The following is a 26,946-nucleotide window of genomic DNA, read 5'->3' as shown; positions in this document are numbered from 1 at the left end:
CTTTCCTTTATTGACTACTTCAACCAAACGATGGCAAAGCCCTTTCAATGGACATTCAAGGGTAAGTTACTGGCGTTCTAAACCATAGGCTTATTTATGCCGCCGAGTACTAGTAGGCTGCGGCCTAAGTTCGCAAACTATGTTTTTGTGTAGGGTGCTTCGCACCCTACACAAAAACATAGGTGATGGATTTCCGCCGCAGCGTACTAGCCTGCAGGACCTCAACAAAATTACGCCAGCCTTGAGCTTGACATGATAGTACAAAAGAACTATATTCTCAGTGGTTTTCCAATAGGTCTCGTGAGGGAGTAGTCTGCCCTACTCCCCTTTTTCCAAACTTTTTCATCAGAAAACTCGTGTACTGCTGATACGGGATCCGCTTATGGATTAGCAGTATGTTTTTGGGTATAACGCATTTAATGCTAAGCATGACGGCTTTCGTCTGCTGCATCTAACATCACAAGTCAGTCCCGCGCACTCTCTTTATGCGGATCCCCTGTCCACAACCCGCTGAGCATACTATCATGCTTATAGGACGTTAAAGTTTTGTAACGCATTGACTTCTGTTGTAAAGCCCTATCACCGCTCTGCCCTCGATTGGCATGCCCTGACGCCCCTCTGGAAGGGGGGCGAGTCTTGGGTTCAGCGAGGTTTACCCCATGATCAACTCGCACCCGCGTGGCAAATGCTTTTGCTTGGAGATGGCTCACCCACCCGTCACTTGCAACTGCTAACCGGAGAGCCCACGGAAGTCGATGTCATCGATATGTCGTTAATTGGCATGGATAATGACCATGCTCCCGAGCAGTTAAGCGTCATTCCAGGGCCGCGTTTACGCCGACAGGTTTGGTTGCGAACAGCATCTGGGCAACGGCTCGCCTACGCAACCTCCTGGTGGGAAGCCAGCCACGTGGATGACTACCTGCAAAATCGCTCACTCCCGATTTGGGCTAACCTCGCAAAAATGCGAACTGAGCTCTACCGGGATATCCAGGGAATTTATCTGGGCAATAACGACGTACTTGCCCAGGCTTTTGGAGAAGATGGGCCATTATGGGGCAGACATTATCTGTTCTGGCACCACGGACGCCCCATCACCATCATCTACGAGGTGTTTTCCCCACATCTATGTCGCTATCTGGGGCCAACAGCGATCGCCCCACAATCCTAATCTCTAGCACTCAGGTTCGTGTATCTAATAAACCTCAGTTCGGGATAAGCTGAAGTGCTCATTTTGGCGTGCGCAAAGCGCACGCCAAAATGAGCGTTTTCGAATGCCGCGCAACGCGCGGCATTCGAAAACGTCCTTAACCCGAACTGAGGTTAATAACCTGTCATTCCTGTTGTGGGAGTAGTTTCTTTGCCACAACAGGAATGACAGGTTGTTTTATTTGTGATCCTAAGCAGCTAAAGTCAAGCATCTCTAAACATGGGCCAGGAGACTTACATCAGTCCTAAGGGTTTTGAAAGGATAGGCTAAACTTACGCTTCAAAGAAATTTTATAACTACTCCTCTCTAAAGAAATGCTTGAAAGCTACAGCAATATTCCAGCCTTTCAACGTTCCTTAAATCCCAATTTTAGATCGCGTGTAGTAGGAGGGACACGAGCATCTTTTCCACTCCATCCACTGATCGACGCAGAGAAGTATTTCGTTTTTATCAAATTTATCTACGAGGAACTAATAACTTAAACACAGCTTTACATTTTCTATGATCCTCGCAAATGTGTTGAATGTTACAACAGAGAGAGAACGCATCTAGGACATTAGCTTTAGTTAGCATGCTACTGCTCTCAATGGGTTTCGGTAAACCATCAGGGTTCATATCCTTTTTAATCTGGGAATTATTTATATATCTTGAAAGATTCGTCTAACGCACCTGCGTTCTGATGGCTGAAGTATTCCATTCCGCAATAGCCCCGTTCCCCGCAGGTTACGTTCAGCCCATTGAGTAACCTAACCTTCGGTGTTATTTACGATCGCCCTAAAGTACAAGCACTCCTGCTGAGATATAACGTTACGTTCCGCCAAGTCGGGGGCGGACCATAACGGTGTACTCATCTCTATAAGCTGAACGTCATAGGTGAATTATGGGTGAACCTGAGCGGTCATTCCCATTGGAAATGACCCAACTCTTGCGGCTCCTGACAGTTTCTATTGGAGAATCTGAAGACTTTAACGGGGCACTCCACAGTGTCTTGCAGCAAGTCTGCGAATTAACTGATTGGAGTATTGGAGAGGCCTGGTTGCCCAGCGAGGATGAACAGACCCTTTACTGTGCTGCCATCTGGCATAACCAGGAGACGCCCCAGGAGCAAGCGTTCTGGTCAATCACGCGAGAGTTCCGTCCCAGGCGGGGCAGCGGATTGCCAGGGCGCGTCTGGCAGCAGCAGCAACCTGAATGGATTCCTGATGTTTCGGTGCAGTCTCCTCAGGAATTTCTACGGCTGCAGGCGGCGTTGGGGTTGGGTATCAAAGCAGGGTTGGCAGTACCGATTTTGGCAGGTCAGAGATTGCCGTCAAGAGCAGCCATTGCCTCATCTGATCACCGTGCTGAGTCAGTGGTTGCCGTTCTTTGCTTTTTTATGTTTGAGTCTCGCCCCGAGGATCCAGCCCTGGTGGATTTGGTGACGGCGATCGCCGCTCAACTAGGCCCGATTATGCGGCTCAAACAAACCTATGAAAGCCAAACTGCCAGCCAAACTCAACTGATGTCTCTGATTGACTCGCTACCGGGCATCGTATTTGCGGCTAGTGCAGATCCAGACTGGACTATGCAGTATCTCAGCCAGGGCTGCTACGCCCTCACGGGCTACACTCCAGAGGAACTGGCAGGCCCAGACCGCACTATCAGCTACAACGCCATTACCGACCCGGATGATCTGCCTCAGGTGTTGCAATCCATTGGAGAGGCGATCGCTCAAGACCAACCCTATGTTGTGGAATATCGCATTCGGACTAAAGCAGGCAGTGAACGTTGGGTCTGGGAGAAAGGGTACGGAGTTTATGACAGTAGCGGGGAAGTGTCGGGTTTAAAGGGGTTCATTACCGACACAACCGACCGACGCCAGACGGAGGAGGCCCTCCGCACTAGTGAAGCCCGCTTTCGCAGCTTATTTTACGGCGCGGTGATTGGGGTATGCGGCAGTGCCATTCCAGGAGTGGTGGGCGAGTGTAACCGCGCTTATCAACAGATGATCGGGTATACCAGCAAGGAAACTCGGTGCTTACCCATTGCGACTGTCACACATCCCGACGACCTGGACGCGGATTTCTCCCTCTATCAAGAGGTGCTGAACGGCACTCGAGATTCATACCAACTGGAAAAACGCTTTATTCGCAAAGATGGTGTCTGCATCTGGGGACGACTAACCATCTTTGCCGTTCGGGATGCAGATGGAACTCTGTTCTATATCTTTGCTCTGGTTGAGGATATTAACGAGCGCAAACAAACTGAAGCTGCCATGCTCAGGCGTGAAACTCAGGCTCGTCAATTACTCCAGGCAATTCCAGAAATGTTGTTTGTGATTGATGAGCAGGGCACTTACCTGCATGCTCAGGCAGAACGGGAGGACGACTTGCTCCTACCTGCAGGGGAATTGGTGGGTCATACGATGGATCACATCTTACCTGCCGATGTGGTGGAAGGGGTCCGCACCATTATGCAGATCGCCAGGGCTACTGGGCAGAGTCAGGTGCTGGAGTATCAACTCAAAATCGAAGAAGAAACTCGCTACTTCGATGGCCGTGTGACTCCTTATGGAGAAGAAAGTTTTGTCGTCACTGTACGCAACATTACTGAGCGCAAGCGGGCCGAGCGGGCCATTCAAGATAAAGAAGCTTTCCTGCGGTTAATCCTGGATACGATTCCCCAACACATTTTTTGGAAAGGCACGAACCTGGCCTATCAGGGAGCAAACCGTGCCTTTGCCCTTAGCGCCGGTTTTGGAGACCCCCAAGAGATCATTGGTAAAACGGATCAAGATCTATGGGAACTGGACCAGGCTACAGGCTATCAGGCTAACGATCGCTGGATTATTCAAACCCATCAACCGTTACTCAACATAGTGCGCCAAAAGCAAATGGCCGATGGCAGCACAATCTGGCAGAACGTAGACAAAGTACCCATCCGGGATGCAACGGGTACCGTCATAGGAGTGCTGGGTACCTATGAAGACATTACCGAGCAAAAACGCACCGAGGAAGCCTTAGCCAAGCGTCAGCAGTACCTGAGTGTGTTGGTAGCGTTGCAAAACCAATTGCTAGCGACAGAAGACCTCACCCTGGTTTATCCACAGGCATTAGCCCTGTTGGGGCAGGTATCCAGCGCGAGCCGAGTCTACATCTTTGAAAATCACTACAATGGGCGGGGACAGCGCTGCATGACCCAGACCCAGGAATGGTGCGCCCCTGGCATTGAACCTCACCTTGGCAATCCAGCTTTACGGGAATTGCCTTATAGCCAGCTCCCACGTCTAGAATCCAGGCTTGCCAGTGGGCGGATTTACACCGGTCTCCCTGGCGAATTTCCAACAGATGAACAGCAAGTTTTTCAAGGGCAGGGCATTCTCGCCATTCTGCTCCTGCCATTGCTGGTGAATGACCAATTTTTTGGGTTTCTCGGCTTTGATAACTGTGTAGAAGCCAAGCTTTGGGAGCCGGCAGAGTTAGATTTACTCCGGGCTGGGGCGGCGGCCCTATCGCTGGCGTTGGAGCGGCAGGGAGCGATCGCGGCTGTCCGTCAGAGTGAAGCCCGTTACCGTCTGCTTGCCGAAAATTCTAATGATGTAATCTCACGCCACAGCACAGAAAGCCACCTCCTTTATGTTTCCCCCGCCTGCCTCACACTGCTGGGGTACTCGGCTGACGTATTGCTCGGGCAACCGATGTTTTCCCTGGTTCATCCCGATGATCAGGCTGAGGTCAAACGCCATTTTCTGTCCATTCTGGAAATTGATGCCGAGACCATCCCGTACACCTATCGGGTGCGCCATCACAACGGCGATTACCTTTGGTTAGAAACCTTGAGCCGGGCCGTACGAGATGAGGCCACAGGCACCGTCACCGAAATCATTTCCGTATCGAGAGATGTTACTGAGCGGCGGGCCGCTAGCGACTTGCTCAGCGGTCAAAAGCGCGTATTGGAGATGATTGCGCGCGATCGCCCCCTCACCGAAACTCTGACGGAGATTCTGCGAGCCATTCAGAGCCAAAATTCTGGTACCGCCGTTGCCGTCACGCTATTGGATGCCGATGGGCTACACTTTCACCACAAAGCTTCCCTCAATCTGCCGTTGGATTATGTCGCGCTGCTCGACGGCATAGCTATTGGCCCAGAGGCTGGCTCCTGTGGCACGGCGATGTTTTGCAAGAAGACGGTTATTTGCCACGATATCGCGACAGATCCGCTCTGGAAGGAATGCCGACATTTTCCCTTGAATGTTGGGTTACAGGCGTGCTGGTCAATGCCCATTATCAGCTCTCAGGGCAAGGTGTTGGGCACCATTTCCAGTTACCACAACACGCCGTATACTCCGACAGCAGCGGAAATTCAACTGGTGGAAATGGCGCAGCAGATGGCCGCGATCGCCCTGGAACAAAAGCTAGCAGTCGAAGGGCTACAGCGAGCTGAGGCCAAATATCGGGGGATTTTCGAGAATGCGGTTGAAGGCATCTTTCAATCCACCGTTGAAGGTCATTACATTACCGTTAACCCGATGCTGGCGAACATCTATGGGTACAACTCTCCCGAAGAACTGATGGAAAGCCTGACCGACATCAGCCACCAGCTCTATGTTGTGCCCGATCGCCGCCAGGAATTTGTACGCATCATGGAAGAACAGGGCATGGTGCAGGGGTTTGAATCCCAGGTGTACCGCCAGGATGGCAGCGTGATCTGGATTTCGGAATGCGCCCGAGCCTTAAAAGATGAAGCCGGTAACATCTTGGGATATGAAGGCACGGTCGAGAATATCACCCGCCGTAAACAGGCCGAGACAGAACTGATTAAGCGCGATAACTTGCTTCAGGGCGTGGCTCAGGCAACCCACTACTTGCTCACCAATACGGCCTTTGAAGAGGCGATTCAGCAAGCTCTCAGCATCTTAGGCCAGGCTGCGGGGGTCGATCGGGTTTACATCTATGAAAACCATCCCCATCCCGACCACGGTGATGTGTCCATGACCCTGCGCTATGAGTGGACCCAGCCCTCTGTCCCTTCAGCTCTGGGGCTGCCCCACTGGTGTAGCTTGTCCTATTCGGAAGCGGGGCTGGCGCACTGGTATGACCGATTTTTACAGGGGCGCTCCGTTATCGGCATTACCCGCTTCATGTCGGCAGCGGAACAGGAAATCTTGAACCGGGACCATATCCGGTCGATCATCATGGTGCCTATCTTCGTGAATAACTCGCTTTGGGGTTACATCGGGTTTGATGAGTGCCATACCGAGCGGTGGTGGACAGCCAGTGAGGAGTCTATGTTGGTGGCGATCGCTGCCAGCATTGGTGGTGCCATTCAACGCCAGCATACAGAAGCCCAAATGCGATACCAAGCGTTCCATGACGCGTTGACCGGGCTACCCAACCGGGCGTTTTATGATCATCACCTGGACATTGGCTTAGCCCACTCCCGGCGCAATAACGAAACCTTTGGGGTGATGTTTCTGGATCTGGATCGCTTTAAGACTATCAACGACACGCTGGGGCATGCGGTGGGAGATCAGTTACTCAAGCTCACGACCCAGCGCCTAACCCAATGCCTGCGAGATGAAGACATCATTGCCCGCTGGGGAGGTGACGAATTTACCTTATTACTGCCGAGTTTAAAGACTCCTGAAGATGCCGCGAAGGTGGCCCAGCGAATTTCCCGCGTCCTGAAGCCCGTCTTTCGTCTGGATAATCACGACCTGCATATTACCTGTAGCATAGGCATCGCCATTTACCCTCAGGATGGCGAGGATGCTGACACCCTATTGAAAAATGCTGATGTGGCCCTGTATCGAGCCAAGGAGCAGGGGCGCAACAATTACCAGTTCTACACCGCTGCCCTCAACTCTCGGGCCTCTGAACGGTTGACCCTGGATAACAGTTTGCACCGGGCGCTGGAGCGTCATGAGTTGGTGCTGTATTACCAACCCCAACTCAACCTGGAAACGGGCCAAATTACTCAAATTGAGGCATTGGTTCGTTGGCAGCATCCGGAACTGGGCTTACTGTCTCCTCAAAAGTTCATTCCCCTTGCTGAAGAAAACGGACTGATTGTGCCCATTGGAGAGTGGGTGTTACAAACCGCCTGTGCCCAGATCAAACAGTGGCATGACATGGGCATGTCGGATTTACGCATGGCCGTTAACCTTTCAGCTCACCAGTTTCAGCAGCCCAATCTTGTGGAGCAAATCGCCCACATTCTGCAACAGAGTGGCCTTTCACCGCAGCATCTAGAACTGGAAATTACTGAAACGGCTTTCATGAAAGATGTGCAAGTGGCCCGAGTGCTGCTGCACCTGTTGCGGGAGATGGGCATTCGCATCGCGTTGGATGACTTTGGTACGGGCTACTCATCGATGTACTACCTGCGAGAGTTTCCCCTCAATAGCTTGAAAATCGATCGCTCTTTTATTCGAGACCTGGAGCATTCATCACAGGCGATCGCCATTATCGAAGCCATCATTACTCTGGGCCGTGGTCTCAACCTTAATGTTGTCGCAGAAGGGGTCGAAACAATAGCTCAGCAGGAACAGTTGCGATCGCTTTACTGCCAGGAAATGCAAGGTTTCTTATTTAGCCCCCCGCTGGACACACAGCAAGCAACCCTCTTCCTGCAACACCGTTATCCCTATCGATCGCCCACAAATTCCCTCAGGACTTACGCAGGCCCACTAGATGTAGAACTGTGAGGTCAGGTTCAAACCGATGGGTCGTGATGAAGGGGAACAGCGAGCCTTATAGCCATAGGCCCTACGATTCTTATGGTGTGCTTCGCCCATCACAAGAATGCGTAAAGCCTGAGCTAGAAAAGAGCGCGTATGGAGCACTGGCCCTTTGTCGTCATGGCGGGGGCATTATAAGTCTGGATACAATAACGGAAACATTCAATTGGCCTAAATTTTATGTCCGCCAAGCCAAGCCGATCCTTTGGCCGCTGGGGGCAAACCCTGGTACGCCCGAAGTCTTCCCCCGCCACCTTGGAGGCAGACGATACCGACGAAGATTCCCTATTCGATTTTGCCTATAACGAACCAGGCGCAGTACCGGGAACCCTCACCATTGAGGCCGACGCCCCACCCCCGGTCATCACGTTAATTGACTACGGAGAGCACACCGCCATTCGGCGCATGCTGGAAACCCCCGAAGAAGCAATCCCATTTCTCGACTCGGAGTCTGTCTCTTGGGTCGACGTCAAGGGTTTGGGCAACGAGGATATTTTGCAACGGTTAGGCAAGGTATTTTCGCTCCACCCGCTCGTGTTGGAGGACGTGGTGAATGTGCCCCAACGACCGAAGGTGGAGGAGTATCCCGATCAATTACTCCTGATTGCACGAATGGTGACCTTGAAGGACTCTGGGCGAGGGTTTGTGAGTGAGCAGGTCAGTTTCATCCTGGGCCGCAGCTATTTGCTAACAGTACAGGAAGAACCAGAGTACGACTGCTTCGGCCCGGTGCAAGATCGGATTCGCTTGAGCAAGGGTAACATTCGCAAGAAAGGAGCTGATTTTCTGGCCTATGCCTTGATTGATGCTTTGATTGATGGCTTCTTTCCGGTATTGGAAACCTATGGAGAAATTTTAGAGGAATTGGAGGATGAGGTCGTTGTTAACCCCACGCCTCAGACTCTGGCCAAAGTTCACAACACCAAACGGGAACTCCTGGCTCTGCGGCGGGCTATCTGGCCACAACGGGATGCAATTAACTCCCTGATTCGAGACGGTAGTTCGCTCATCAGCGAAGATGTGCGGCTTTATCTACGGGATTGCTACGACCACACGGTACAGGTGCTTGATATGGTTGAGACTTACCGAGAAATCGCCTCCAGTTTAATGGATGTGTACCTCTCCTCCGTTAGCAATCGGATGAATGAGGTGATGAAGCTGCTAACGGTCATCTCAAGTATTTTTATCCCCCTGACCTTCGTTGCTGGGGTCTACGGGATGAACTTCAATCCCGAAGTCTCCCCCTTCAATATGCCGGAACTGAACTGGTACTTCGGCTACCCCTTATGTTGGGCCATTATGTTGGCGATCGCCGGAGGCCTGATCATGTACTTCCACAAACGTGGCTGGTTCAACAACTTTTCGGGACTAGAAGAAGAATCTAAATAGCTAACCTATAGAACTTCACAATCCATGAAAGCGCCTCTTTTTGTGCACTCATGTACACAAAAAGAGGCGCTTCCACTTTCGTGGGTTACGAGAGATATATAGGACAGAGACGCATAGCCTCTTGTATCCCGGTGACAGCGTCAAGCAGACAAGAACAAGGGCATGATTTAATGGCAGCAGCAACGACATACCGGTTCAAGGCTGGGGTGCGGAGTTGGGTATGCAGCTCAACAGACATATCCCACTCCACACCTGACGGTCTATAAATTTTTGGAAGGTCTTCGGCCTTTTCAAAAATTCTGAAATTTGATTTTTAAGTGTTGGGTACCCAACACTTAAAAATTGAGCAGACGGTAGCCACTCACACGCCATTCCCAGCCTTCTCCCCCAATCCACAAAAATCTTTTATGGACCTAAAATCCCTGATTCGCGACATCCCTGACTTCCCTAAACCAGGCATTATGTTTCGAGACATCACAACCCTGCTGCGGGATGCCGAAGGGTTGCGCTACACCATCGACACCCTAGCCGAGCACTTTGAGGATAAGCAGGTTGATTATGTTGTGGGGATGGAGTCACGCGGCTTTATTTTCGGAACACCTCTGGCCTACCGCCTCAATGCGGGGTTCATCCCTGTACGAAAGCCTGGTAAACTGCCCGCCGCCGTCCATTCCGTCGAATATGCCCTGGAGTATGGCAGCGATCGCTTGGAGATCCATCAAGATGCCGCAACACCTCCCGCCCGCGTGCTGATTGTGGATGATGTGATTGCAACGGGGGGCACAGCTGCCGCCACCGCCCAACTGATCGCTCAAACCGGCTGCGAATTGCTAGGCTTTGGGTTCATTATTGAATTGACAGGGCTTCAGGGCCGCGAAAAACTGCCCGATGTGCCCGTGGTTTCTCTGGTGGAATATTAACGTGCCTTGTCTCCTGCCATGACCTCCACTCCTTCCACTTCATCGCAAAAGCTCCAAAACGTTGGGGCACAGATCCTCGGCTTTTTTAGCAGCGACGTCTTCATCTATATTGTGAAGCGGCTGGCTCAGGGAGCACTCACCCTCCTGCTGGCCTCAGCCCTTAGCTTTTTTATCATTCAATTGGCGCCTGGAAACTATCTGGATGTGCTGCGGCAAGACCCCCGCATTTCGCCAGAAACCCTGGCTGCCTTCGAACAGCAATTTGGCCTGGATAAGCCGATCATCCAACAATATTTCATCTGGCTCTGGCAAATTATTAGCCGGGGCGACTTTGGCGTGAGTTTTATTTACTCTCAACGCCCGGTTTCGTCGCTTCTGGCAGAGCGCATCCCTCCTACACTGCTGCTATCCTTAGCGTCGATTGTGGTGACCTGGGCGATCGCCATTCCCCTGGGAATCATCGGGGCCGTTCGCCAGGATCAGCGAATTGATCGTGTCTTTCGAGTACTGAGTTACATCGGCCAGGGCTTTCCCACCCTGATTACCGGCTTGTTGCTCCTGTTTCTGGCCCAGCTTCTCTCACCCCTGGTTCCGGTGGGTGGCATGACCAGTATCGATTACGCCGACCTCACCCCCCTCGGCAAAATATTAGATATTGCCTGGCACATGATCTTTCCAATCATTGCGCTGAGCATCACAGGATTTGCTGGGCTCCAGCGCATTACCCGAGGGCAATTACTCGACGTCCTGCGTCAGGACTATATTCAAACCGCGCGAGCTAAGGGATTGCCTGAGAACCGTGTGATTTATGTTCACGCCTTGCGAAATGCCGTAAACCCACTCATCACCTTGCTGGGGTTTGAATTTGCCAGTTTGTTAAGCGGTGCCTTTATTACAGAAACCTTCTTTAATTGGCCTGGTTTGGGTCGCTTAATTTTGCAGGCGGTACAGGCTCAAGATCTCTATCTGGTTATGGCAAGCTTGATGATGGGAGCCGTCCTGCTCATTGTGGGTAACCTGTTGGCTGATTTGCTGTTGAAGTTCGTCGATCCGCGCATTAACCTGGCCGACATTCAGTAAGCCCTTTACGCAATTAAACATAAGGCCGAAAAAGCTGTGCTGCCTACTTCGTAGGCAGCACAGCTTTTTCGGCCTTATGTTTAAACCACTGCCTACTGACCAGAATCTTAAATGTGGCGTACAAATCACACTAGCCTCAAAAAATTTACACCAGATATAGCGGGATTTTATAGGCCCTGAAGATCTGAAATACCGATTGTGGATAGGAAGTGGGCACTTGGGGCGATCGCCCCTCCCCGTCACATCAGGGAATCCGATCGAAAGCGTGGCATGACAGAGTAAGATGAAGAAATGCCTAAACGCTGGCTTGGTGGTACTCGTTAAATCTTGCCGCCAGCCTCGTCGGCGTTGGTCACTGCTTGATCATCTAGATTGCAAGTCGAGTAGGTAAAAGTCAGCTATGAGCGAAGACATTTTGAAGAAAGTTCAGAAAATTGTATCTGAACAACTGAGTGTAGACGAGAGCGAAGTTACCCCTGAGTCCAGCTTTGCGAATGACTTGGGAGCTGACTCTTTGGATACGGTCGAATTGGTTATGGCCCTGGAAGAGGAGTTCGACATCGAAATCCCTGATGAGGCTGCTGAAAACATTGCTACCGTTCAGGCGGCAGTTGACTACATCAACCAGAAGGCAACGGTTTAATTCATTCCAGCAGCCCTCTCAAGTGTTTCCACTCAGGCCGTTGGCTGGTTTGCCAAATCATTCCTGAACCCGTACTTGAGACTGGGCTGCCTTCTCGTTGTTAATTTGTGACGATTTTGCTTACACCTTGTTACGCGTCTACTCGATCTTAGCTGTCGTGCGTAAGGGTTGAATTTTTCTATCTAGCTGGTGTCATGACGACCTCTGATTCTGCACTTAAGCGCGTTGTGGTTACGGGGATGGGAGCCATTACTCCCATCGGTAATACCCTTGCTGAGTATTGGGAAGGGTTGCTGGCCGGACGCAATGGCATTGGGCCCATTACCCTGTTTGATGCATCCCGTCACGATTCTCGGATTGCGGGAGAAGTCAAAGGGTTTAATCCCGAAGACTATATGGATCGCAAAGAAGCCAAGCGGATGGATCGCTTTGCTCAGTTTGCGGTGGCTGCCAGCAAACAAGCCCTGGCCGACGCTAATTTTGTAATCAATGATTTGAATGCAGAACAGGTAGGCATCGTCATTGGCACCGGTATTGGCGGCCTGAAAGTGATGGAAGACCAACAAGAGGTCTACCTCACCCGTGGTCCCAGTCGTTGTAGTCCCTTCATGGTGCCCATGATGATTGCCAATATGGCCGCTGGGCTAACGGCAATCCATATTGGGGCCAAAGGGCCAAACAACTGTACAGTAACGGCTTGTGCTGCTGGCTCAAACGCCATTGGTGACGCCTTCCGGTTGGTGCAGCGGGGCTTCGCTCAGGCGATGATCTGCGGCGGTGCTGAGGCGGCAATTACACCGCTGTCCTTCGCCGGCTTCGCATCCGCTCGTGCCCTCTCCACCCGCAACGATGACCCCGAACATGCCTGCCGCCCCTTCGATAAGGATCGGGACGGTTTTGTTATGGGCGAAGGCGCTGGTATTCTGCTTCTTGAAGAACTGGAGCACGCCCTCAGCCGGGGTGCCCACATCTACGCTGAAGTGATCGGTTACGGTATGACCTGTGATGCCTACCACATCACGTCTCCCGTACCCGGTGGCAAAGGAGCATCCCGCGCTATGCAACTGGCCATGAAGGATGCCGAGGTAAAACCAGAAGATGTAACCTATATCAACGCCCACGGGACCAGCACTCCCGCCAATGACTCCACGGAGACGGCAGCCATTAAGACGGCTCTAGGTGAGCACGCTTATAAAGTGCCTGTTAGCTCTACCAAGTCGATGACTGGGCACCTGCTAGGTGGTTCTGGTGGGATTGAAGGGGTAGCGGCTGTGATGGCGATCGCCCACAATCAAGTTCCCCCCACCATTAACCTCGTCAACCCTGACCCCGCTTGCGATCTGGATTACATCGCTAACCAGAGCCGCTCTGCGGTGATGGATGTGGTACTCTCCAACTCCTTCGGCTTTGGTGGCCATAACGTGACCCTCGCATTCCGCAAGTTCCACGGCGTCTAGTAGGCTGTGGCCTAAGTTCGCAACCTATGTTTTTGTGTAGGGTGCGAAGCACCCTACACAAAAACATAGGTGATGGATTTCCGCCTCAGCGTACTAGTATGTTTTAACTAGAATTCATTTTCGATAGAGGCACGTCCCTTTGAGGGCGTGTTTTTATCGTAATAAATTCCGGCTAACCCCTTGCACAAGTGCACCTCACCCTTCATTCTGAACAAGGGGAGATTTTATGAGGGGGATGTCTACCTATCAATCTTCCAAAGCTTTGGGTAGTTTTCTGGTGAGAAAAGAAGACTGAGTGAGCGAGTCCACAAAGATGGAACCGTTGAGCACTCAGAGTTCAACTGACCTCACTAAATGTCCCATGCCTTCCTCTCTCCTGTGTTTCAGGCTACAGGGATGAGGGGTTTTGCCAGGCTACGCTCATCCATGTGCGTACCTATCTCCGCCCGCCGTCAGATTCAACGGATCTGCCTCTGGTGTTAGGGTTCCAAAATGCTGCCAACCTCCAGGAATTGAGTTATGACTACGAGCTTTCCTATCGATCTGAGCGCCTACAACAAAATAGGCCTCGATGCATCCCAAACAACCCTCACCGATGATCAGCGCGCCGCTCTCAAAGCCAACATCCAGTTGTGCCGCGATGCGATCGTCTTCTTCACCGCTACTGGAGCCGCACGGGGCGTCGGTGGCCACACAGGCGGTCCCTACGACACTGTGCCCGAAGTCATGATCCTGGATGCGCTGTTCCGGGGCAATCCCGATAAGTTTGTGCCTACCTTCTTTGATGAAGCAGGTCACCGGGTTGGTACCCAATATCTGATCGCAACGCTGCGGGGCGCTCTGCCTGCCGAGCAACTGATGCAGTACCGCACCTCCGGTTCTAAGCTACCCGGTCACCCCGAATTGGGACTGACCCCCGGTGTAGAGTTTAGCTCGGGTCGTCTGGGTCACATGTGGCCTTACGTCAACGGCGTTGCTCTAGCGAACCCCGGCAAAACGGTATTCTGCCTGGGTTCCGACGGCTCTCAGCAAGAAGGGAACGATTCTGAAGCTGCACGGCTGGCTGTTGCCCAACACATCAATATCAAGCTGATCATTGACGACAATGACGTAACCATTGCAGGGCACCCCTCTAAGTACCTTCCTGGCTACAGCGTTAGAAAGACTCTGGAAGGCCACGGCATGAAAGTGCTGGAAGTGGATGGTGAGGACGTAGATGCCCTCTATGGCGCCATCTGCGAAGCCGTAAACACTCCCGGCCCGATCGCCGTTATTTGTAAGCGCCCCATGTGCCCGGGTATCGAGGGCTTAGAAGGCTCGAACCACGGTCACGACGTCATCTCGGTGAAGCTGGCACTTCAATATCTAGAACAGAAGGGCCACACCGCTGCAGTTGAGTATCTGAAGAATATTCAAGCACCCAAGAATGACTACAAGTTCCTGGGTATCAGCGACAAGTGGGATTCCAACCGTAACGTGTTTGGTGATGCGGTCGTCGGCATCCTTGGCAAGATGAGCGAGGAAGAGCGCAAGGCTAACGTTCTGGTGGTTGATAGCGACCTGGAAGGTTCCTGTGGTCTGAAGAAGATCCACGATGCACACCCCGAAGTATTCATCCCCTCCGGCATTATGGAGCGGGGTAACCTCTCGGCAGCCGCTGGTTTCGGGATGCAGAAAGGCAAGCAGGGCATTTTCGCGACCTTCGCCGCCTTCTTGGAAATGTGTATTTCTGAGATCACCATGGCCCGGTTGAATTACTCCAACCTGCTATGCCACTTCTCCCACTCTGGCATCGACGATATGGCAGATAACACCTGCCACTTCGGTATTAACAACTTCTTTGCCGACAACGGTCTGGATGACGGCTACGACACCAAACTGTACTTCCCTGCTGATGCTAATCAGATGACCGCCTGTGTCAACACGGTCTTCTCGCAGCCTGGCCTGCGCTTCATCTTCTCCACCCGCTCCAAGACACCGATTCTGCTCGACAGCAACGGTAAGGAGCTGTATGGGGAGAATTACACCTTTGTTCCTGGCAAGGATGAGGTGGTTCGGGAAGGCACCGCAGGTTACATTGTTGCGGTAGGCGATTCGGTGTACCGCGCTCTGGATGCGGTTGAACGGCTGAAGCAGGAAGGTATTGATGTCGGTCTGATTAACAAAGCCACCCTCAATGTGGTGGATGAGGATGCGATGGCGAAGATCGGCAAAGCTCCCTTTGTTCTGGTGGTGGAAGCCTTCAACCGGAAGACTGGACTGGGTAGCCGCTTCGGTTCCTGGCTGTTGGAACGGGGTTATGCACCCAAGTACAAGTACCTGGGCACCCACGAAGAGGGCGCAGGTGGTCTGTGGGAACAGTTCCCCGCTCAGGGGCTTGACCCCGTTGGCATTATGAAAACGGTGAAGTCGCTGGTGGGCTAAAAGCCAAAGGTTAGCAGCTTTTTGGGGGGGCGTTCTGTGGAACGTCCCCTTTTTTGTTGAGACTAATAGAAAGCGCCTGATGGACTGTGACCCTGTTTTTCTGGAATCTCTCTCATCTTGTGAGTAGATTTAGATACATTCGACTCTCCTCGAAAACCTCTTTTAAGGCGATCGCCCTATGGAAGACCAGCAGTTTCACAGCGTTGATCCTGACCAGCTTAAAACCATCACCGTTGAAGATGTAGAAGCTGGACATATTTTTCCTGGGCAAACGTTGGATTATTCAGTTCCAGTTCCGACCTACCGCATTAGCCTGCCCCACAGCAATCAAGGCTCCTGGTGGACTGTCGAAGCTGGTTATGACACGACAGTAATACCAGAAATTAAGTCAGGCGGATGGATTCAGTAGTTCTTCTCGTTTTTAGTCTCACCTCCGACTTGTGACGATGGGAGAGGGTTGCAGAGCAGTGCTCCACAATTCTCCTTCATCCCTCACAAATCGAAAAAGCTATAACCACTTGCAAGACCCTGCTTATGAGGACTTACACACAATAAGAGTGCGTAAGTTCTTTTTATTTCAAGAGGGTCTTTTGCTGTTAGTAAATATGGCGCATTTTACACACTATACCTATTAGGAACATATCAGGCCAGCTCAACTTAAATAGAACGGGTAAAATGGGCGATCGCTCACAACTCCGCCCAAAGCAATACGACCTAGAAGCCCTTGAAACTCTGCCTTTCGATGCCTACAGAACTCCCCTATAGATTCTGCAATTATGGCGGTGTTGGAACCTACGCTGTAGTCGTAACCCCCATCGTAAAGCTGGAAAAACTGGAGATTATTATCCATGACGCAGGACAGCCCCATGATGCAAGATATGGCTCCATCAGAAGCCCAGGACAATGCCCAGTCCTCTGTTCAAAAATCGTCGCAACCCATTGTAAAAAGCACAACAGGCTCCATCATTTTGGGTGTGTTGATGGTTGTTTCAGGATTTGCTGCCATCACCCTCCCCTTCGCCGCATCTTTGGCCTTTACCTTCTGGATTGGTTGGCTTCTCATCGGTACCAGTCTGGTGAAATTCGTTTACGCCTTCCAATCCCGTGAACAGGGCGGCTTCGTAATGAAGTTTTTGCTCTCCGTGCTCTATCTGGTTGCTGGGGTTATGTTAGTGGCCCAACCGCTGCAAGGTATTGCCACCCTCACCCTACTGCTGGCTAGCTTCTTCTTTGTTGAAGGGATCTCGGAGCTGGTATTGGCGTATCAGTTGCGCTCACGTCCCAACTGGGGATGGGTTCTGTTCAATGGCATTGTCACCCTGGTACTGGGTGTCATGATTGGAACCGGTTGGCCCCTTAATGCCCCCTGGGTTATCGGCACGCTGGTAGGTATTAGCCTGACTGCCAGTGGCGTATCTCGTATCATGCTAGCGCTGAACGGTAAGGGTCACGAAGGCGCTCCTACTGCTGCCTAGGTCACTTAGATATACCGCTTAGCTGATCTCTAATGGCTAGAGAGTGAGTACAAAAAGAGAGAGCAGGAGCAAGAGCTTTGCTCTCTCTTTTTGTGAAATTCGGATTGAACCCCTTGTGGTTGGGATTGACAGAACAGCCCTACCACAGAGGTTTCAAACCACAGGGTGTCTCCCATAAGCCTATCGAGTGCATCGACACCCTAAGCATCGCTCCTATTTCCGCTACAGAATTTGTTGTTCCCTCAATTCTTTCTTGAAAATCTCCAGCAGCATTTATGCACTTGTTGGAGGCGGTTTGCTGGCACTTAAACTGCCTATTAGCAGTTATAGATTGATATTTCTGGCAATGAGTTCTAGCCAGATTCTAGTAGCCAGCTTGTTGAAAAAGAATTCCACCCTGACTTTTTATGCAAGCTCTGTATCCCTCTTTATTGATTGTGTAGGAGTGTACCGATGGTTACTAGCCTAGAAAGACAGCTCTGGAGTTTTAATTGGATTTTGCAGGACGCACTACAACATTCTGATAGTAAAAACTCATCCAGAGTTTTAGATAGAATGTACTTCCTTGAAAATTCTATTGGCCCCTATACATTTCCAGGTGAGATTGCACCGGGCAATCAAGATTGTTTGTATATCCTTTTGGATTTAAGCATCAATCATGATAATGAAGCGTTTGTGCTTGGATTTGCGATGGGAAATGATGAAAAGGCTCGACACTATCATTTACTGCTGTTCAAGTTTGCATCAGAGTTTATTTATTCTCCAAAGCATCGCTTTAATCAGCGACAGCTTAAATTTTTCGAGCGTGGCTTTCTCTATGGAAAAAGCCTTCCAACAAAAAATCTTCACTGCACTGAATTCGAGAGATTCTACTCAAATCGGATTGGAGAGATTAGAGCGTATCTCGATATCTGGCTAGAAGAAGTAGAAGATTACCGACAGGGGTTGATTCCACAATTTATGGAGTGATTCAGCACCAGTCGGACACGAGATTTGCGTTGCTACTCCAACGGCTGAGGTCCGTTTTAGAGGTTGTTTTTCTGTGCACGAAGCAGATGGAAAAACAACCTCTAAAACTAGTTTGAAGATCTGAATATTTTTAAGGAGGTTTCTGCATAAGAATTTACCCAGAATGTTGGTGCTTTGCCCGCTTCGCGGGCAAAGCACCAACATTCTGGGGGTAATTTCATTACTGGAAATCGCCTTAGCATAGAAAAACTTAACCAGGCTCTCGAATAATACAAGTTTGTATCCTGTTGTCATAGTTCCACAAGGGAGGGCGATCGCCTGTCTCAAAATTCTCAAACGCCTATATAAGCCAGCTCATAATCCTATTAGCTCAAAAATAAATCCCTTTAGATAGACTCTGGGATCAGCATTTTTTAAGTGAGTTGTCTCAGATGATAGAGCGCAGCTTAGATAACGATCTCTAATATCGAAAATAACTTGCAGGTTCTTAGTAACTTCTTAAACTCAGTTTCACCCTGATTTGGTTCGTGAGTCTGGTTATCCTTGCTTCAGTTCTCGCTTAAAGTCAGCTACTGGTGAGCCGTAACTTAGCCTACAAGCAGCTTCATCTCAATGTGCTTAGTTTAGCCTCGTCCCTTCGTTCACCCAGCGGGAGTTAACCCATGCTTGATTTCGGAATGTTGTTTATCTTCGGAATGGTTCTCATTGTTTTTCCCTTTTCATTAGTCCAAATTGAAGTATCTCTCAATCATCACTATGATGTGGAAGCTTTCACCATTTGGACCCTGATTGCTGGAACAACAGCTACTATCCCATTTATGGTTGTTTCAGGCCTTTAGAGCAGCTTGAATTAGTAACAAAGCAGGGATCAATAATGTTGGGTTCGCTTCTTAAAACTTGCCCATACTGCCCGTACAAGTTCACAGTGTTCAAAGCATTGGTCGCGAGATATATCTGTAATTAACAAATCTTTTAAGACTCTAGACGGACGAGTTTTAATTGTTCAAAAGATTAGGCTATTCCTGGCTTCTCACAACAGGACAAGAGATAGTTATGGAAGAGCAAATTCCTGGGGGGCAGCGCTCCAATGGCTCCCATGAAAAAGGTGATGTAGAAAAATGGGCATCGCTCATTGGTGGTGGAGTATTAGCCCTGGCTGGACTGCGCGATCGCTCCCTCCGAGGCGCACTCTTGACCCTCGCCGGTGGCAGCCTAGCCTATCATGGAGCCACCGGAGACAAGAGTCTGGGCGATCGCATCGCTGAAACCACAGGCTTGAGCAATCAGGTACGTGTCGAAAAATCCGTCACCGTCTTTGGGAAAACTCCCGAGGAACTCTACAGCTATTGGCGGAACCTCGAAAACTTGCCCACCTTCATGTATCACGTTGAGCGCATTGATGTTCTCAGCGAAACCCGCTCCCGTTGGGTGACCAGTACTCCTATCAAGAATGGTGTTACGTGGGAAGCGGAAATTGTAGTCGATCGCCCCAATGAGCTGATTGTTTGGGCTTCTGTAGAAGATTCTGACATTCAAAATTCTGGGTTTGTTCGCTTTCAGTCTGCACCGATGAATCAGGGCACTGAAGTCAAGTTGGTGCTGGAGTACAGCCCACCCGGAGGATCCATTACAGCAGCGATCGCCAAACTCTTTGGCGAAGAAGCTGAGCAGCGTATGGGCGACGAACTGCGCCGCTTCAAGATGCTGATGGAAGCTGGGGAAATTGCCACGATCGAAGGGCAACCCACCTGCCAGGGGCGACACAAATAATTTCTTACCTCGATTCTTATTCCCACCAACATTTCTACAGGAGATTCTTCCATGAAGGCAGCCTGCTGGCACGGGCCAACTGATATGCGCGTCGAAACCGCACCCGACCCAAAGATCATCAACCCTCGTGATGCCATTTTGAAGGTCACCGCCACGACCATCTGCGGCTCTGATTTGCACATTTACGACGGCTATGTCCCCACTATGAAGCCGGGTGACATCATCGGTCACGAGTTTATGGGAGAAGTGGTTGAGATTGGTTCTGGGGTGAAGAAGCTGAAGGTGGGCGATCGCGTTGTCGTTTCCTCCATTATCGGCTGTGGCAACTGCTTCTACTGCCAGTCAAAGCGGTTCTCTCTCTGTGACAACTCCAACCCGAATGGCTGGATGGAAGAAGCGATTTACGGCCATGCCACCTCGGGGATCTTCGGCTACTCCCACGCCTTTGGCGGTTACGCTGGATCCTTCGCAGAATACATTCGTGTACCCTTCGCTGATTACGGCGCGTTCAAAGTACCCGATGGGCTAACCGATGAGCAGGCACTACCGATCTCCGACGCTTTCCCCACCGGCTTTATGGGCGCGGATATGTGCGACATCCAACCTGGCCAAATTGTGGCGGTATGGGGCTGTGGGCCTGTAGGTCAGTTCGCCCTCCTCAGCGCCAAGATGTTGGGAGCCGAGAAGGTGATTGGCATCGATCGCTATCCCGAACGACTGAGGCAAGCGGCTGAGTTTGCTGGAGCCGAAGTCATCAATTACGAAGAGGTTGATGCGGGAGAAATGCTCAAGGAGATGACGGGAGGCCGAGGCCCCGATGCCTGTATTGATGCGGTCGGCCTGGAAGCTCACGGTATGGGGCCAGAAGGAATCTATGACAAGGCGAAGCAGGCCGTGCGGTTGGAAACCGATCGCCCCCACGTTCTGCGTCAGATGATGCTGTCGTGCCGCAAGGGTGGTGTGCTGTCGATTATGGGCGTTTACGCAGGCTTAATTGACAAAATTCCTCTGGGTGCAGCCTTTAACAAAGGGTTGACGTTCCGGATGGGACAAATGCATGGGCAGAATTACATCCCTATGTTGCTGGATCGGGTAGCCAACGGCGAGGTTGATCCTTCCCGCGTCTTCACCCACACGATGTCGCTGGACAATATCAAACCTGCCTTTGAGATGTTCAAGAACAAGCAGGATAACTGCATTAAGGTCTTGCTACGTCCATAAGCGAAAACCCTCTAAAACGAAAAGGACGAGCCTAGGCTCGTCCTTTTCGTTTTAGAGGGTTTTTAGAATCGGAGCGGCGGGATTCGAACCCACGACCCCCACTACCCCAAAGTGGTGCGCTACCAAGCTGCGCTACGCCCCGTTGCCTTTCCTCTTGCGCTTAACAAGCATAACACAGGGTGTGTGCACGTTTTTTCAATTTGACTTAGTTTTTTTGAAAAAATTCGATTTTTATTTTCCGATTGTCCTCAAACCTTTGTTTTAAGGCGATCGCAGCTTTTTCACTTTTTTCCCGAAAATGCTCTTTCCCAAAGCGTTTCCATAGAAAGCGGTTTATTTCTGGCCGAGCACGGTTAAACTCTGGCCGCAGTTGATCCGGATTCAGGGCTATCGTCAGGTTTTGGTTAACCCTACAGCCCGTAAGGGCACGTTAAGAAGGAAGTGTCATGGTGTTTTTATGCGAGGTCTGAGATTTCTGTTTGGTCTGGGCCTGGTTGTGGTTGGGGTCTACTTCCTGGGACAAAACATCATTTTCACCACCCAGACAGCGGGTTACTGGTGGCGGCCTCTGTCGGCAGCGGCAACGGTGTTATCAATGATGGCCGGGATTATTAGCCTGACGTTCTTTGGGCGATCGGGGCAGTCGATGGGGTGGTTTTGTATCGGGTTGGCGATGGTGTTGGCGATCGCCAGCGGTGGATTGGTCATTCGTCCGACTAGTCTGTGGACTTTCTTTGTGGCGATGATGTCTTTTGTTGGCGGCTTTCGGTTGATCCAGGGACGAAGCCTTGGGATTTAGCTAAGTTTTTCAATCAGGGCTGACGCATTGAGTGTCTTTATCCACTCAATGCGTCTGTCCTAGTTTTTCGGAATAGTAGACGCGTTGCAAAGACTTGGCTTGGAGGCGCGTCGCCCTCCAAACCTCCCGACTGGGGGACGGGCGTCCCTCCCCCAGGCCCCCTAGACAAGGAGGTTTTGCAGGGGTGGTGTTAGGCCGCTTCGCATCGGTGAGGTTTGGATCAGGCCGGGGTTGGGTCGTTGGATGGGATGCTTTATAGCTTTTTAGGAGGCGATCGCTACGCTCTCCACTGCACTCGCGGCAGGTTGGTACAGGGTATCTCGTTGCTGAGCAGGCCGTCCGAGGGAGTGAATGGCCTTGACTAAATCTGCTTCTGTTTGGCAGGTGCCGCCTTGGGCTCCGGCCATGGAGGTGATGTGCTCTTCCATCAGGGTGCCGCCGATGTCGTTGCAGCCCCAGGTGAGGGCTTCGGTTGCACCATCTAAGCCTAATTTCACCCAACTGGGCTGATGGTTGGGAATCCAGTTTCCTAAGAAGAGGCGGGCAACGGCGGTGAGTAGCAAGTTGTCGGAAAGGCTGGGTTGGTCGCGACCAACTCTTTTTCGTAAAGGTTTGGGGGCTTCTTGACCCACGAAGGGGAGGAGGATGAATTCGGTGATGCGGGCGGGGTAGTTGTGTTGGTGAGCCCTTTGCTGGAGCGATCGCAATTTCCCAAAATGTGCCATCTGTTGCTCGGGTGTTTCGATGTGGCCAGACAGCATGGTGCTGGTGCTGGGCATTCCCAGGCGGTGAGCGGTGCCGACAATTTCTAGCCACTCGGCGGAGTTGGTTTTCTCAGGGCAGAGGATTTGACGCACGCGATCGTCTAGCACTTCGGCGGCGGTACCAGGCATCGAGCCGACTCCGGCTGCTTGTAGTGCTGCGATCACCTCGGCATAGGTCAGTCCATCCTGCCGTGCGATAAATTGAACCTCCTGAGGAGAAAAGGCGTGCAGATGGATGGTGGGAAAGGTTTCTTTAATCAGGTGAACCAGTTGCACATAGTAGGGCAACGCTTTCCCGTCGATTTTCGCTTCGGGGTTCAGGCCACCCTGCATACAAATCTCGGTCGCGCCTTGGCGAACGGCATCGGCAGCTTTTTCCAAAATGACTTCTTCACCCAACCAGTAGGCTCCCGACTGGTCAGCATCGCGGCGAAAGGCACAAAAGCTGCAATGCTGTTCGCAAATGTTGGTGTAGTTGATGTTGCGGTTGATGATGTAGGTAACGGTATCGCCCACCTGGTGCTGGCGCAGGCGATCGGCGGCATCGCGAATGGCAGCGATCGCTCCTGCATCTCGCTGAGCGAGCAACACAACCCCATCGGCTTCCGTCAAATCTTCTCCCTGCAAGGCCCGCAGCAAAATTGAATCAACTTGTTGAGCCGTTGTTGCTATGGCCATCATCTACACCTGTATGAAAATTATTTTCTTGTGTTAAGGGAAATGTAACGTTCACCTTACTTTCCTGAGCCTAACGCTTGAGTGCGATCGGGGCTACCTGATCGATTGCAAAAAGGGATGAGATCGCAATCTATTCCTAAAGTCACAGAACTTTATGAAGTTATGCAGAGGGAGTTCAATTCGCTTAAATTTTTATCTTCAGAGATTGAGCATTTATGCCTATAAAAATTACTGTTTTCGGTCATTTCAGCGCCTTATCCTGATAGAGATATTGAGTTTTGTAACAAAAGCGCTTGAATACACAATTTGTAATAGATCTTCCCCTCCTCCCCAGTATATAAACAGATGTTGGAAGCCCTCCAAGACACCATCAACCAACCGGGCCACGAAATCGGTAACGGGCGGTAGGGTTCTCAGATTGATGAGGTCATTCTCATAAATCATCGGAGATTCTGTTCAGAGCATTGCAGTATCGGAGAATCCGAACGCAAGTGATGGCAGTGATGGCTCCCTTAAAATGTAGAACTGCTTGCGGCTCTACGAAAAGAACGACTGAAATATCAGTTTGAATTAAGCCATACTCAACCAAACAGATTAGGAGATTGAGTTTATGTTGGACGCCTTCGCTAAGGTTGTTTCTCAAGCAGATTCACGGGGTGCTTACCTGAGCACTTCTCAACTGGATGCTCTGAGCGGCATGGTTGCTGATGGCACCAAGCGCTTGGACGTGGTTAACCGCATCACCGGCAACGCTTCCACCATCGTTGCTAACGCAGCTCGTTCTCTGTTTGCTGAACAGCCCCAGCTGATCGCTCCTGGCGGTAACGCTTACACCAACCGTCGCATGGCTGCTTGCCTCCGCGACATGGAAATCATCCTGCGCTATGTAACCTACGCAATGTTCGCAGGTGATGCTAGCGTTCTGGACGATCGCTGCCTGAACGGTCTGCGTGAGACCTACTTAGCTCTGGGCGTTCCCGGTGGTTCTGTGGCTACTGGCGTTCAGAAAATGAAGGAAGCTGCTATCGCGATCGCTAACGACCGCAACAACATCACCCAAGGTGATTGCAGCAACCTGATGTCTGAGCTCTCCAGCTACTTCGATCGCGCTGCTTCTGCTGTTGCTTAATCCAGCGTTTTAGTAAATCCGGTCTCTGGAATTTGTTCCAGACCTCATTTCAACTAACTTTTTGCATTGCAACTTAGGGAGATATCTCAACAATGAAGACCCCGTTGACCGAAGCGATCGCCGCTGCTGATTCTCAAGGCCGTTTCCTCAGCTCCACCGAACTGCAAGTTGCTTTCGGTCGTCTGCGTCAAGCTGGCGCTGGCTTGCAAGCTGCTCGCACCCTGACCGAGAAGGCTGATAGCCTGGCTCAAGGTGCTGCTAATGCGGTTTACCAGAAGTTCCCCTACACCACCCAAATGCAGGGCGCTAACTACGCCGCTGACCAGCGTGGTAAGGACAAGTGCGTTCGTGACATCGGCTACTATGTGCGCATGGTGACCTACTGCCTCGTTGTGGGTGGCACCGGCCCCATGGATGACTACCTGATCGCAGGTCTGTCTGAAATCAACAAGACCTTCGACCTCTCCCCCAGCTGGTACGTTGAAGCTCTGAAGCACATCAAAGCTAACCACGGTCTGTCTGGCGACGCTGCTGTAGAAGCCAACTCCTACATTGACTACGCAATCAATGCTCTGAGCTAATTGCTCATCCTGATTTGTTAATCATGGCTCAATAACGAATGCCCTGAAGGCAAAACCTTCAGGGCATTTTTTTGTTAACCCAGACACCCGGTGTTTTACCATCGTCATTACAAAAAACACGTGAAACCCCTGTGGTAGGAATGTTACATGCAACATCCCTACCACAGGGGTTTCAGGCCGTAGAATCGCGGTTTCACGCATATTTTTCGTACAACTCGCACTACATGGGAGTTGTCAACAATTCTCAGTATGGGCCTCAAAGCCAAGAGTTCACGCCCGTAGGGCGTGAACTCTTGGCTTTGAGGCCCGAAAACTGCGCGCCAAAGGCGCGCAGTTTTCGGGTCTGATTTCAAAATGAGAATTGCTGGCGAGTTGTACGAAAAATATGCTTCAAGCTTGAGAGCTATACAATGGAAAACGGTGAACCTTTGGATTTCGCTGAGGGAGAGTGTGATGACGCCTGCGGTGTTAATTGAAAATTTGCAGAAACGCTACGGCTCGGTAGAAGCCGTCAAAGACGTCTCCTTGCAAATTGCAGCGGGGGAAATCTTTGGTTTACTGGGACCCAATGGTGCAGGCAAAACGACGACGCTACGTTGTCTTTGCACTCTGGCGACTCCGGATTCTGGGCGTATTGAGGTTTCCGGCGATTCTGTTTTAGAAAATCCCCGGCTAGCCCGTCAACGGCTCGGCTATGTGGCCCAGGAAGTTGCCCTCGACAAAGTTTTGACCGGGCGAGAACTGCTGCAACTTCAGGCGGCTCTCTATCATTTGCCTGCTGCCGCTGCGAAAAATCGCATTGCACAAGTTACCGAACTACTGGGGTTGAAGGATTGGGCTGATAAGAAGACAGGCACTTACTCCGGTGGTATTCGCAAGCGTCTAGATTTGGCAGCTGGACTGCTACACCAACCGGATGTGCTGGTCTTAGATGAACCCACTGTGGGCCTGGACATTGAGAGCCGTTCAGCCATTTGGTCTTTCTTACGGCAACTGCGAGCGGCGGGGACAACGGTTCTCATTACTAGCCACTATTTAGAAGAAGTGGATGCTCTGGCGGATCGAGTCGCAATTATTGATAAGGGTACGGTGATTGCATCGGGGACGCCTTCGGAGCTGAAAGATCAGGTGGGGGGCGATCGCATCACTCTACGCCTGCGCGAGTTCACACAACCTGATGAAGCAGAGTCCGCCAAGTCGATGCTGCAAGGCTTCCCGTTTGTGCAGGAAGTCATTATTAATGAAGCTCAGGGCAACTCTTTGAATCTGGTTGTTGATACTCAAAGTGATGCATTGCTCACCATTCAACAAGCACTAAAAGAAGCTGGTTTACCGACGTTTGGTATTTCCCAATCACGTCCTAGCCTGGATGACGTGTACCTGGCCGCTACGGGTCGTACACTTTTGGATGCAGAAATTGCAGCCGCTGAAACGCGCGATCCGAAGAAAGAACGTAAGCAGAATATGCGTTAGGGAGTTGCGAAAGCGATCGCTACTCAGTTGTAGAGTTGTAGGATGTTAGTTGTTTATGAATTGAGAGAGGGGGCAGGCTTCACCTGCCCCCTCTCTCAACTTATTTGATGTTGCTACAGGGGTATTCAACCTGATACCGTTTTAATATGAAGCTGCGCCAAATAGGGCTTCGAGAATGAAATCGTAGGACGTCAATGACGCAACCCTTTCAGGGGAAATCTTGTCGAGTTCCGAGGTCAGGAGTTT

General features: G+C 51.1%; 19 protein-coding genes and 1 tRNA gene. 17 read left to right on the top strand and 3 right to left on the bottom strand.

What is annotated here, in order from left to right; genetic code table 11:
• Positions 1-556 precede the first annotated feature (556 nt).
• The 9 genes from H6F91_RS05370 (at position 557) to H6F91_RS05330 (ending at position 16,250) form a co-directional block, all read left to right on the top strand.
• A complete protein-coding gene (locus H6F91_RS05370) occupies positions 557-1,171 on the top strand; it encodes a chorismate lyase (protein ID WP_190773997.1) in 615 nt (204 codons plus the stop codon).
• Positions 1,172-2,090: 919 nt separating this feature from the next.
• A complete protein-coding gene (locus H6F91_RS05365; protein ID WP_190773996.1) occupies positions 2,091-7,895 on the top strand; it encodes a PAS domain S-box protein in 5,805 nt (1,934 codons plus the stop codon).
• 213 nt (positions 7,896-8,108) lie between these two features.
• On the top strand, positions 8,109-9,317 hold the full coding sequence (gene corA, locus H6F91_RS05360) for a magnesium/cobalt transporter CorA (protein ID WP_190773995.1): 1,209 nt from the start codon (positions 8,109-8,111) through the stop codon (positions 9,315-9,317).
• Positions 9,318-9,724: 407 nt separating this feature from the next.
• Positions 9,725-10,237: an adenine phosphoribosyltransferase gene (locus H6F91_RS05355; protein WP_190773994.1), complete on the top strand. Its 513-nt coding sequence runs from the start codon at positions 9,725-9,727 to the stop codon at positions 10,235-10,237.
• An 18-nt stretch (positions 10,238-10,255) separates the two neighbouring features.
• Positions 10,256-11,317, top strand: coding sequence for an ABC transporter permease (locus H6F91_RS05350; RefSeq protein ID WP_190773993.1), 1,062 nt, complete (start codon positions 10,256-10,258; stop codon positions 11,315-11,317).
• A gap of 400 nt (positions 11,318-11,717) precedes the next feature.
• Entirely contained in the window at positions 11,718-11,960 is a 243-nt protein-coding gene (gene acpP, locus H6F91_RS05345) for an acyl carrier protein (RefSeq protein ID WP_190773992.1), read from the top strand.
• A 194-nt stretch (positions 11,961-12,154) separates the two neighbouring features.
• Positions 12,155-13,417, top strand: coding sequence for a beta-ketoacyl-ACP synthase II (fabF, locus tag H6F91_RS05340; protein WP_190773991.1), 1,263 nt, complete (start codon positions 12,155-12,157; stop codon positions 13,415-13,417).
• A gap of 519 nt (positions 13,418-13,936) precedes the next feature.
• On the top strand, positions 13,937-15,841 hold the full coding sequence (locus H6F91_RS05335; protein ID WP_190773990.1) for a transketolase C-terminal domain-containing protein: 1,905 nt from the start codon (positions 13,937-13,939) through the stop codon (positions 15,839-15,841).
• Positions 15,842-16,019: 178 nt separating this feature from the next.
• The gene (locus H6F91_RS05330; protein ID WP_190773989.1) at positions 16,020-16,250 is read left to right on the top strand and encodes a hypothetical protein; all 231 of its coding nucleotides are present in this window, start codon (positions 16,020-16,022) and stop codon (positions 16,248-16,250) included.
• A gap of 243 nt (positions 16,251-16,493) precedes the next feature.
• On the opposite strand, the gene H6F91_RS05325 is transcribed toward H6F91_RS05330, so the two are convergent.
• Positions 16,494-16,691 (bottom strand): hypothetical protein, encoded by a 198-nt coding sequence (locus H6F91_RS05325; RefSeq protein ID WP_190773988.1) that lies wholly within the window; start codon positions 16,689-16,691, stop codon positions 16,494-16,496.
• Here H6F91_RS05325 and H6F91_RS05320 point away from each other — a divergent pair.
• The 4 genes from H6F91_RS05320 (at position 16,690) to H6F91_RS05300 (ending at position 21,276) form a co-directional block, all read left to right on the top strand.
• Positions 16,690-17,316 (top strand): HdeD family acid-resistance protein, encoded by a 627-nt coding sequence (locus H6F91_RS05320; protein WP_199307649.1) that lies wholly within the window; start codon positions 16,690-16,692, stop codon positions 17,314-17,316. The genes H6F91_RS05325 and H6F91_RS05320 overlap by 2 nt on opposite strands.
• 453 nt (positions 17,317-17,769) lie before the next feature.
• The gene (locus H6F91_RS05315) at positions 17,770-18,285 is read left to right on the top strand and encodes a hypothetical protein (protein WP_190773987.1); all 516 of its coding nucleotides are present in this window, start codon (positions 17,770-17,772) and stop codon (positions 18,283-18,285) included.
• Between the two features lie 1,053 nt (positions 18,286-19,338).
• On the top strand, positions 19,339-20,055 hold the full coding sequence (locus tag H6F91_RS05305; protein WP_190773985.1) for an SRPBCC family protein: 717 nt from the start codon (positions 19,339-19,341) through the stop codon (positions 20,053-20,055).
• A 51-nt stretch (positions 20,056-20,106) separates the two neighbouring features.
• Positions 20,107-21,276, top strand: a complete 1,170-nt coding sequence (locus H6F91_RS05300) for a zinc-dependent alcohol dehydrogenase (RefSeq protein ID WP_190773984.1) — start codon at positions 20,107-20,109, stop codon at positions 21,274-21,276.
• 68 nt (positions 21,277-21,344) lie between these two features.
• On the opposite strand, the gene H6F91_RS05295 is transcribed toward H6F91_RS05300, so the two are convergent.
• Positions 21,345-21,418 (bottom strand) — tRNA-Pro (locus H6F91_RS05295).
• A 315-nt stretch (positions 21,419-21,733) separates the two neighbouring features.
• Here H6F91_RS05295 and H6F91_RS05290 point away from each other — a divergent pair.
• Positions 21,734-22,075 (top strand): hypothetical protein, encoded by a 342-nt coding sequence (locus tag H6F91_RS05290; RefSeq protein ID WP_190773983.1) that lies wholly within the window; start codon positions 21,734-21,736, stop codon positions 22,073-22,075.
• 263 nt (positions 22,076-22,338) lie between these two features.
• Here the strand turns inward: H6F91_RS05290 and cofH are convergent, their stop codons facing one another.
• Complete coding sequence (cofH, locus tag H6F91_RS05285; protein WP_190773998.1) at positions 22,339-23,517, bottom strand: 7,8-didemethyl-8-hydroxy-5-deazariboflavin synthase subunit CofH; 1,179 nt, start codon at positions 23,515-23,517, stop codon at positions 22,339-22,341.
• A 610-nt stretch (positions 23,518-24,127) separates the two neighbouring features.
• On the opposite strand from cofH, the gene H6F91_RS05280 reads away from it, so the two are divergent.
• From H6F91_RS05280 to H6F91_RS05270, 3 genes are all read left to right on the top strand, one after another.
• The gene (locus H6F91_RS05280) at positions 24,128-24,646 is read left to right on the top strand and encodes a phycocyanin subunit beta (RefSeq protein WP_190773982.1); all 519 of its coding nucleotides are present in this window, start codon (positions 24,128-24,130) and stop codon (positions 24,644-24,646) included.
• A 92-nt stretch (positions 24,647-24,738) separates the two neighbouring features.
• The gene (cpcA, locus tag H6F91_RS05275) at positions 24,739-25,227 is read left to right on the top strand and encodes a phycocyanin subunit alpha (protein WP_190773981.1); all 489 of its coding nucleotides are present in this window, start codon (positions 24,739-24,741) and stop codon (positions 25,225-25,227) included.
• 453 nt (positions 25,228-25,680) lie between these two features.
• On the top strand, positions 25,681-26,700 hold the full coding sequence (locus H6F91_RS05270; protein ID WP_190773980.1) for an ATP-binding cassette domain-containing protein: 1,020 nt from the start codon (positions 25,681-25,683) through the stop codon (positions 26,698-26,700).
• Positions 26,701-26,946: the final 246 nt, after the last annotated feature.

It is taken from the genome of Leptolyngbya sp. FACHB-8 (assembly GCF_014695575.1).
Taxonomy (GTDB): Bacteria; Cyanobacteriota; Cyanobacteriia; order Elainellales; family Elainellaceae; genus Vacuolonema.
The sequence above is the reverse complement of the archived record's forward strand: the minus strand, read 5'-3'. Positions and strand labels throughout refer to the sequence as shown.

Excerpts from the sequence above, each read along its gene's own strand:
- H6F91_RS05365 (WP_190773996.1), top strand. The coding sequence starts at position 2,091 with ATGGGTGAACCTGAGCGGTCATTCCCATTGGAAATGACCCAACTCTTG.
- corA (WP_190773995.1), top strand. The coding sequence starts at position 8,109 with ATGTCCGCCAAGCCAAGCCGATCCTTTGGCCGCTGGGGGCAAACCCTG.
- H6F91_RS05355 (WP_190773994.1), top strand. The coding sequence starts at position 9,725 with ATGGACCTAAAATCCCTGATTCGCGACATCCCTGACTTCCCTAAACCA.
- H6F91_RS05350 (WP_190773993.1), top strand. The coding sequence starts at position 10,256 with ATGACCTCCACTCCTTCCACTTCATCGCAAAAGCTCCAAAACGTTGGG.
- acpP (WP_190773992.1), top strand. The coding sequence starts at position 11,718 with ATGAGCGAAGACATTTTGAAGAAAGTTCAGAAAATTGTATCTGAACAA.
- fabF (WP_190773991.1), top strand. The coding sequence starts at position 12,155 with ATGACGACCTCTGATTCTGCACTTAAGCGCGTTGTGGTTACGGGGATG.
- H6F91_RS05335 (WP_190773990.1), top strand. The coding sequence starts at position 13,937 with ATGACTACGAGCTTTCCTATCGATCTGAGCGCCTACAACAAAATAGGC.
- H6F91_RS05330 (WP_190773989.1), top strand. The coding sequence starts at position 16,020 with ATGGAAGACCAGCAGTTTCACAGCGTTGATCCTGACCAGCTTAAAACC.
- H6F91_RS05320 (WP_199307649.1), top strand. The coding sequence starts at position 16,690 with ATGACGCAGGACAGCCCCATGATGCAAGATATGGCTCCATCAGAAGCC.
- H6F91_RS05325 (WP_190773988.1), bottom strand. The coding sequence starts at position 16,691 with ATGGATAATAATCTCCAGTTTTTCCAGCTTTACGATGGGGGTTACGAC.
- H6F91_RS05315 (WP_190773987.1), top strand. The coding sequence starts at position 17,770 with ATGGTTACTAGCCTAGAAAGACAGCTCTGGAGTTTTAATTGGATTTTG.
- H6F91_RS05305 (WP_190773985.1), top strand. The coding sequence starts at position 19,339 with ATGGAAGAGCAAATTCCTGGGGGGCAGCGCTCCAATGGCTCCCATGAA.
- H6F91_RS05300 (WP_190773984.1), top strand. The coding sequence starts at position 20,107 with ATGAAGGCAGCCTGCTGGCACGGGCCAACTGATATGCGCGTCGAAACC.
- H6F91_RS05290 (WP_190773983.1), top strand. The coding sequence starts at position 21,734 with ATGCGAGGTCTGAGATTTCTGTTTGGTCTGGGCCTGGTTGTGGTTGGG.
- cofH (WP_190773998.1), bottom strand. The coding sequence starts at position 23,517 with ATGGCCATAGCAACAACGGCTCAACAAGTTGATTCAATTTTGCTGCGG.
- H6F91_RS05280 (WP_190773982.1), top strand. The coding sequence starts at position 24,128 with ATGTTGGACGCCTTCGCTAAGGTTGTTTCTCAAGCAGATTCACGGGGT.
- cpcA (WP_190773981.1), top strand. The coding sequence starts at position 24,739 with ATGAAGACCCCGTTGACCGAAGCGATCGCCGCTGCTGATTCTCAAGGC.
- H6F91_RS05270 (WP_190773980.1), top strand. The coding sequence starts at position 25,681 with ATGACGCCTGCGGTGTTAATTGAAAATTTGCAGAAACGCTACGGCTCG.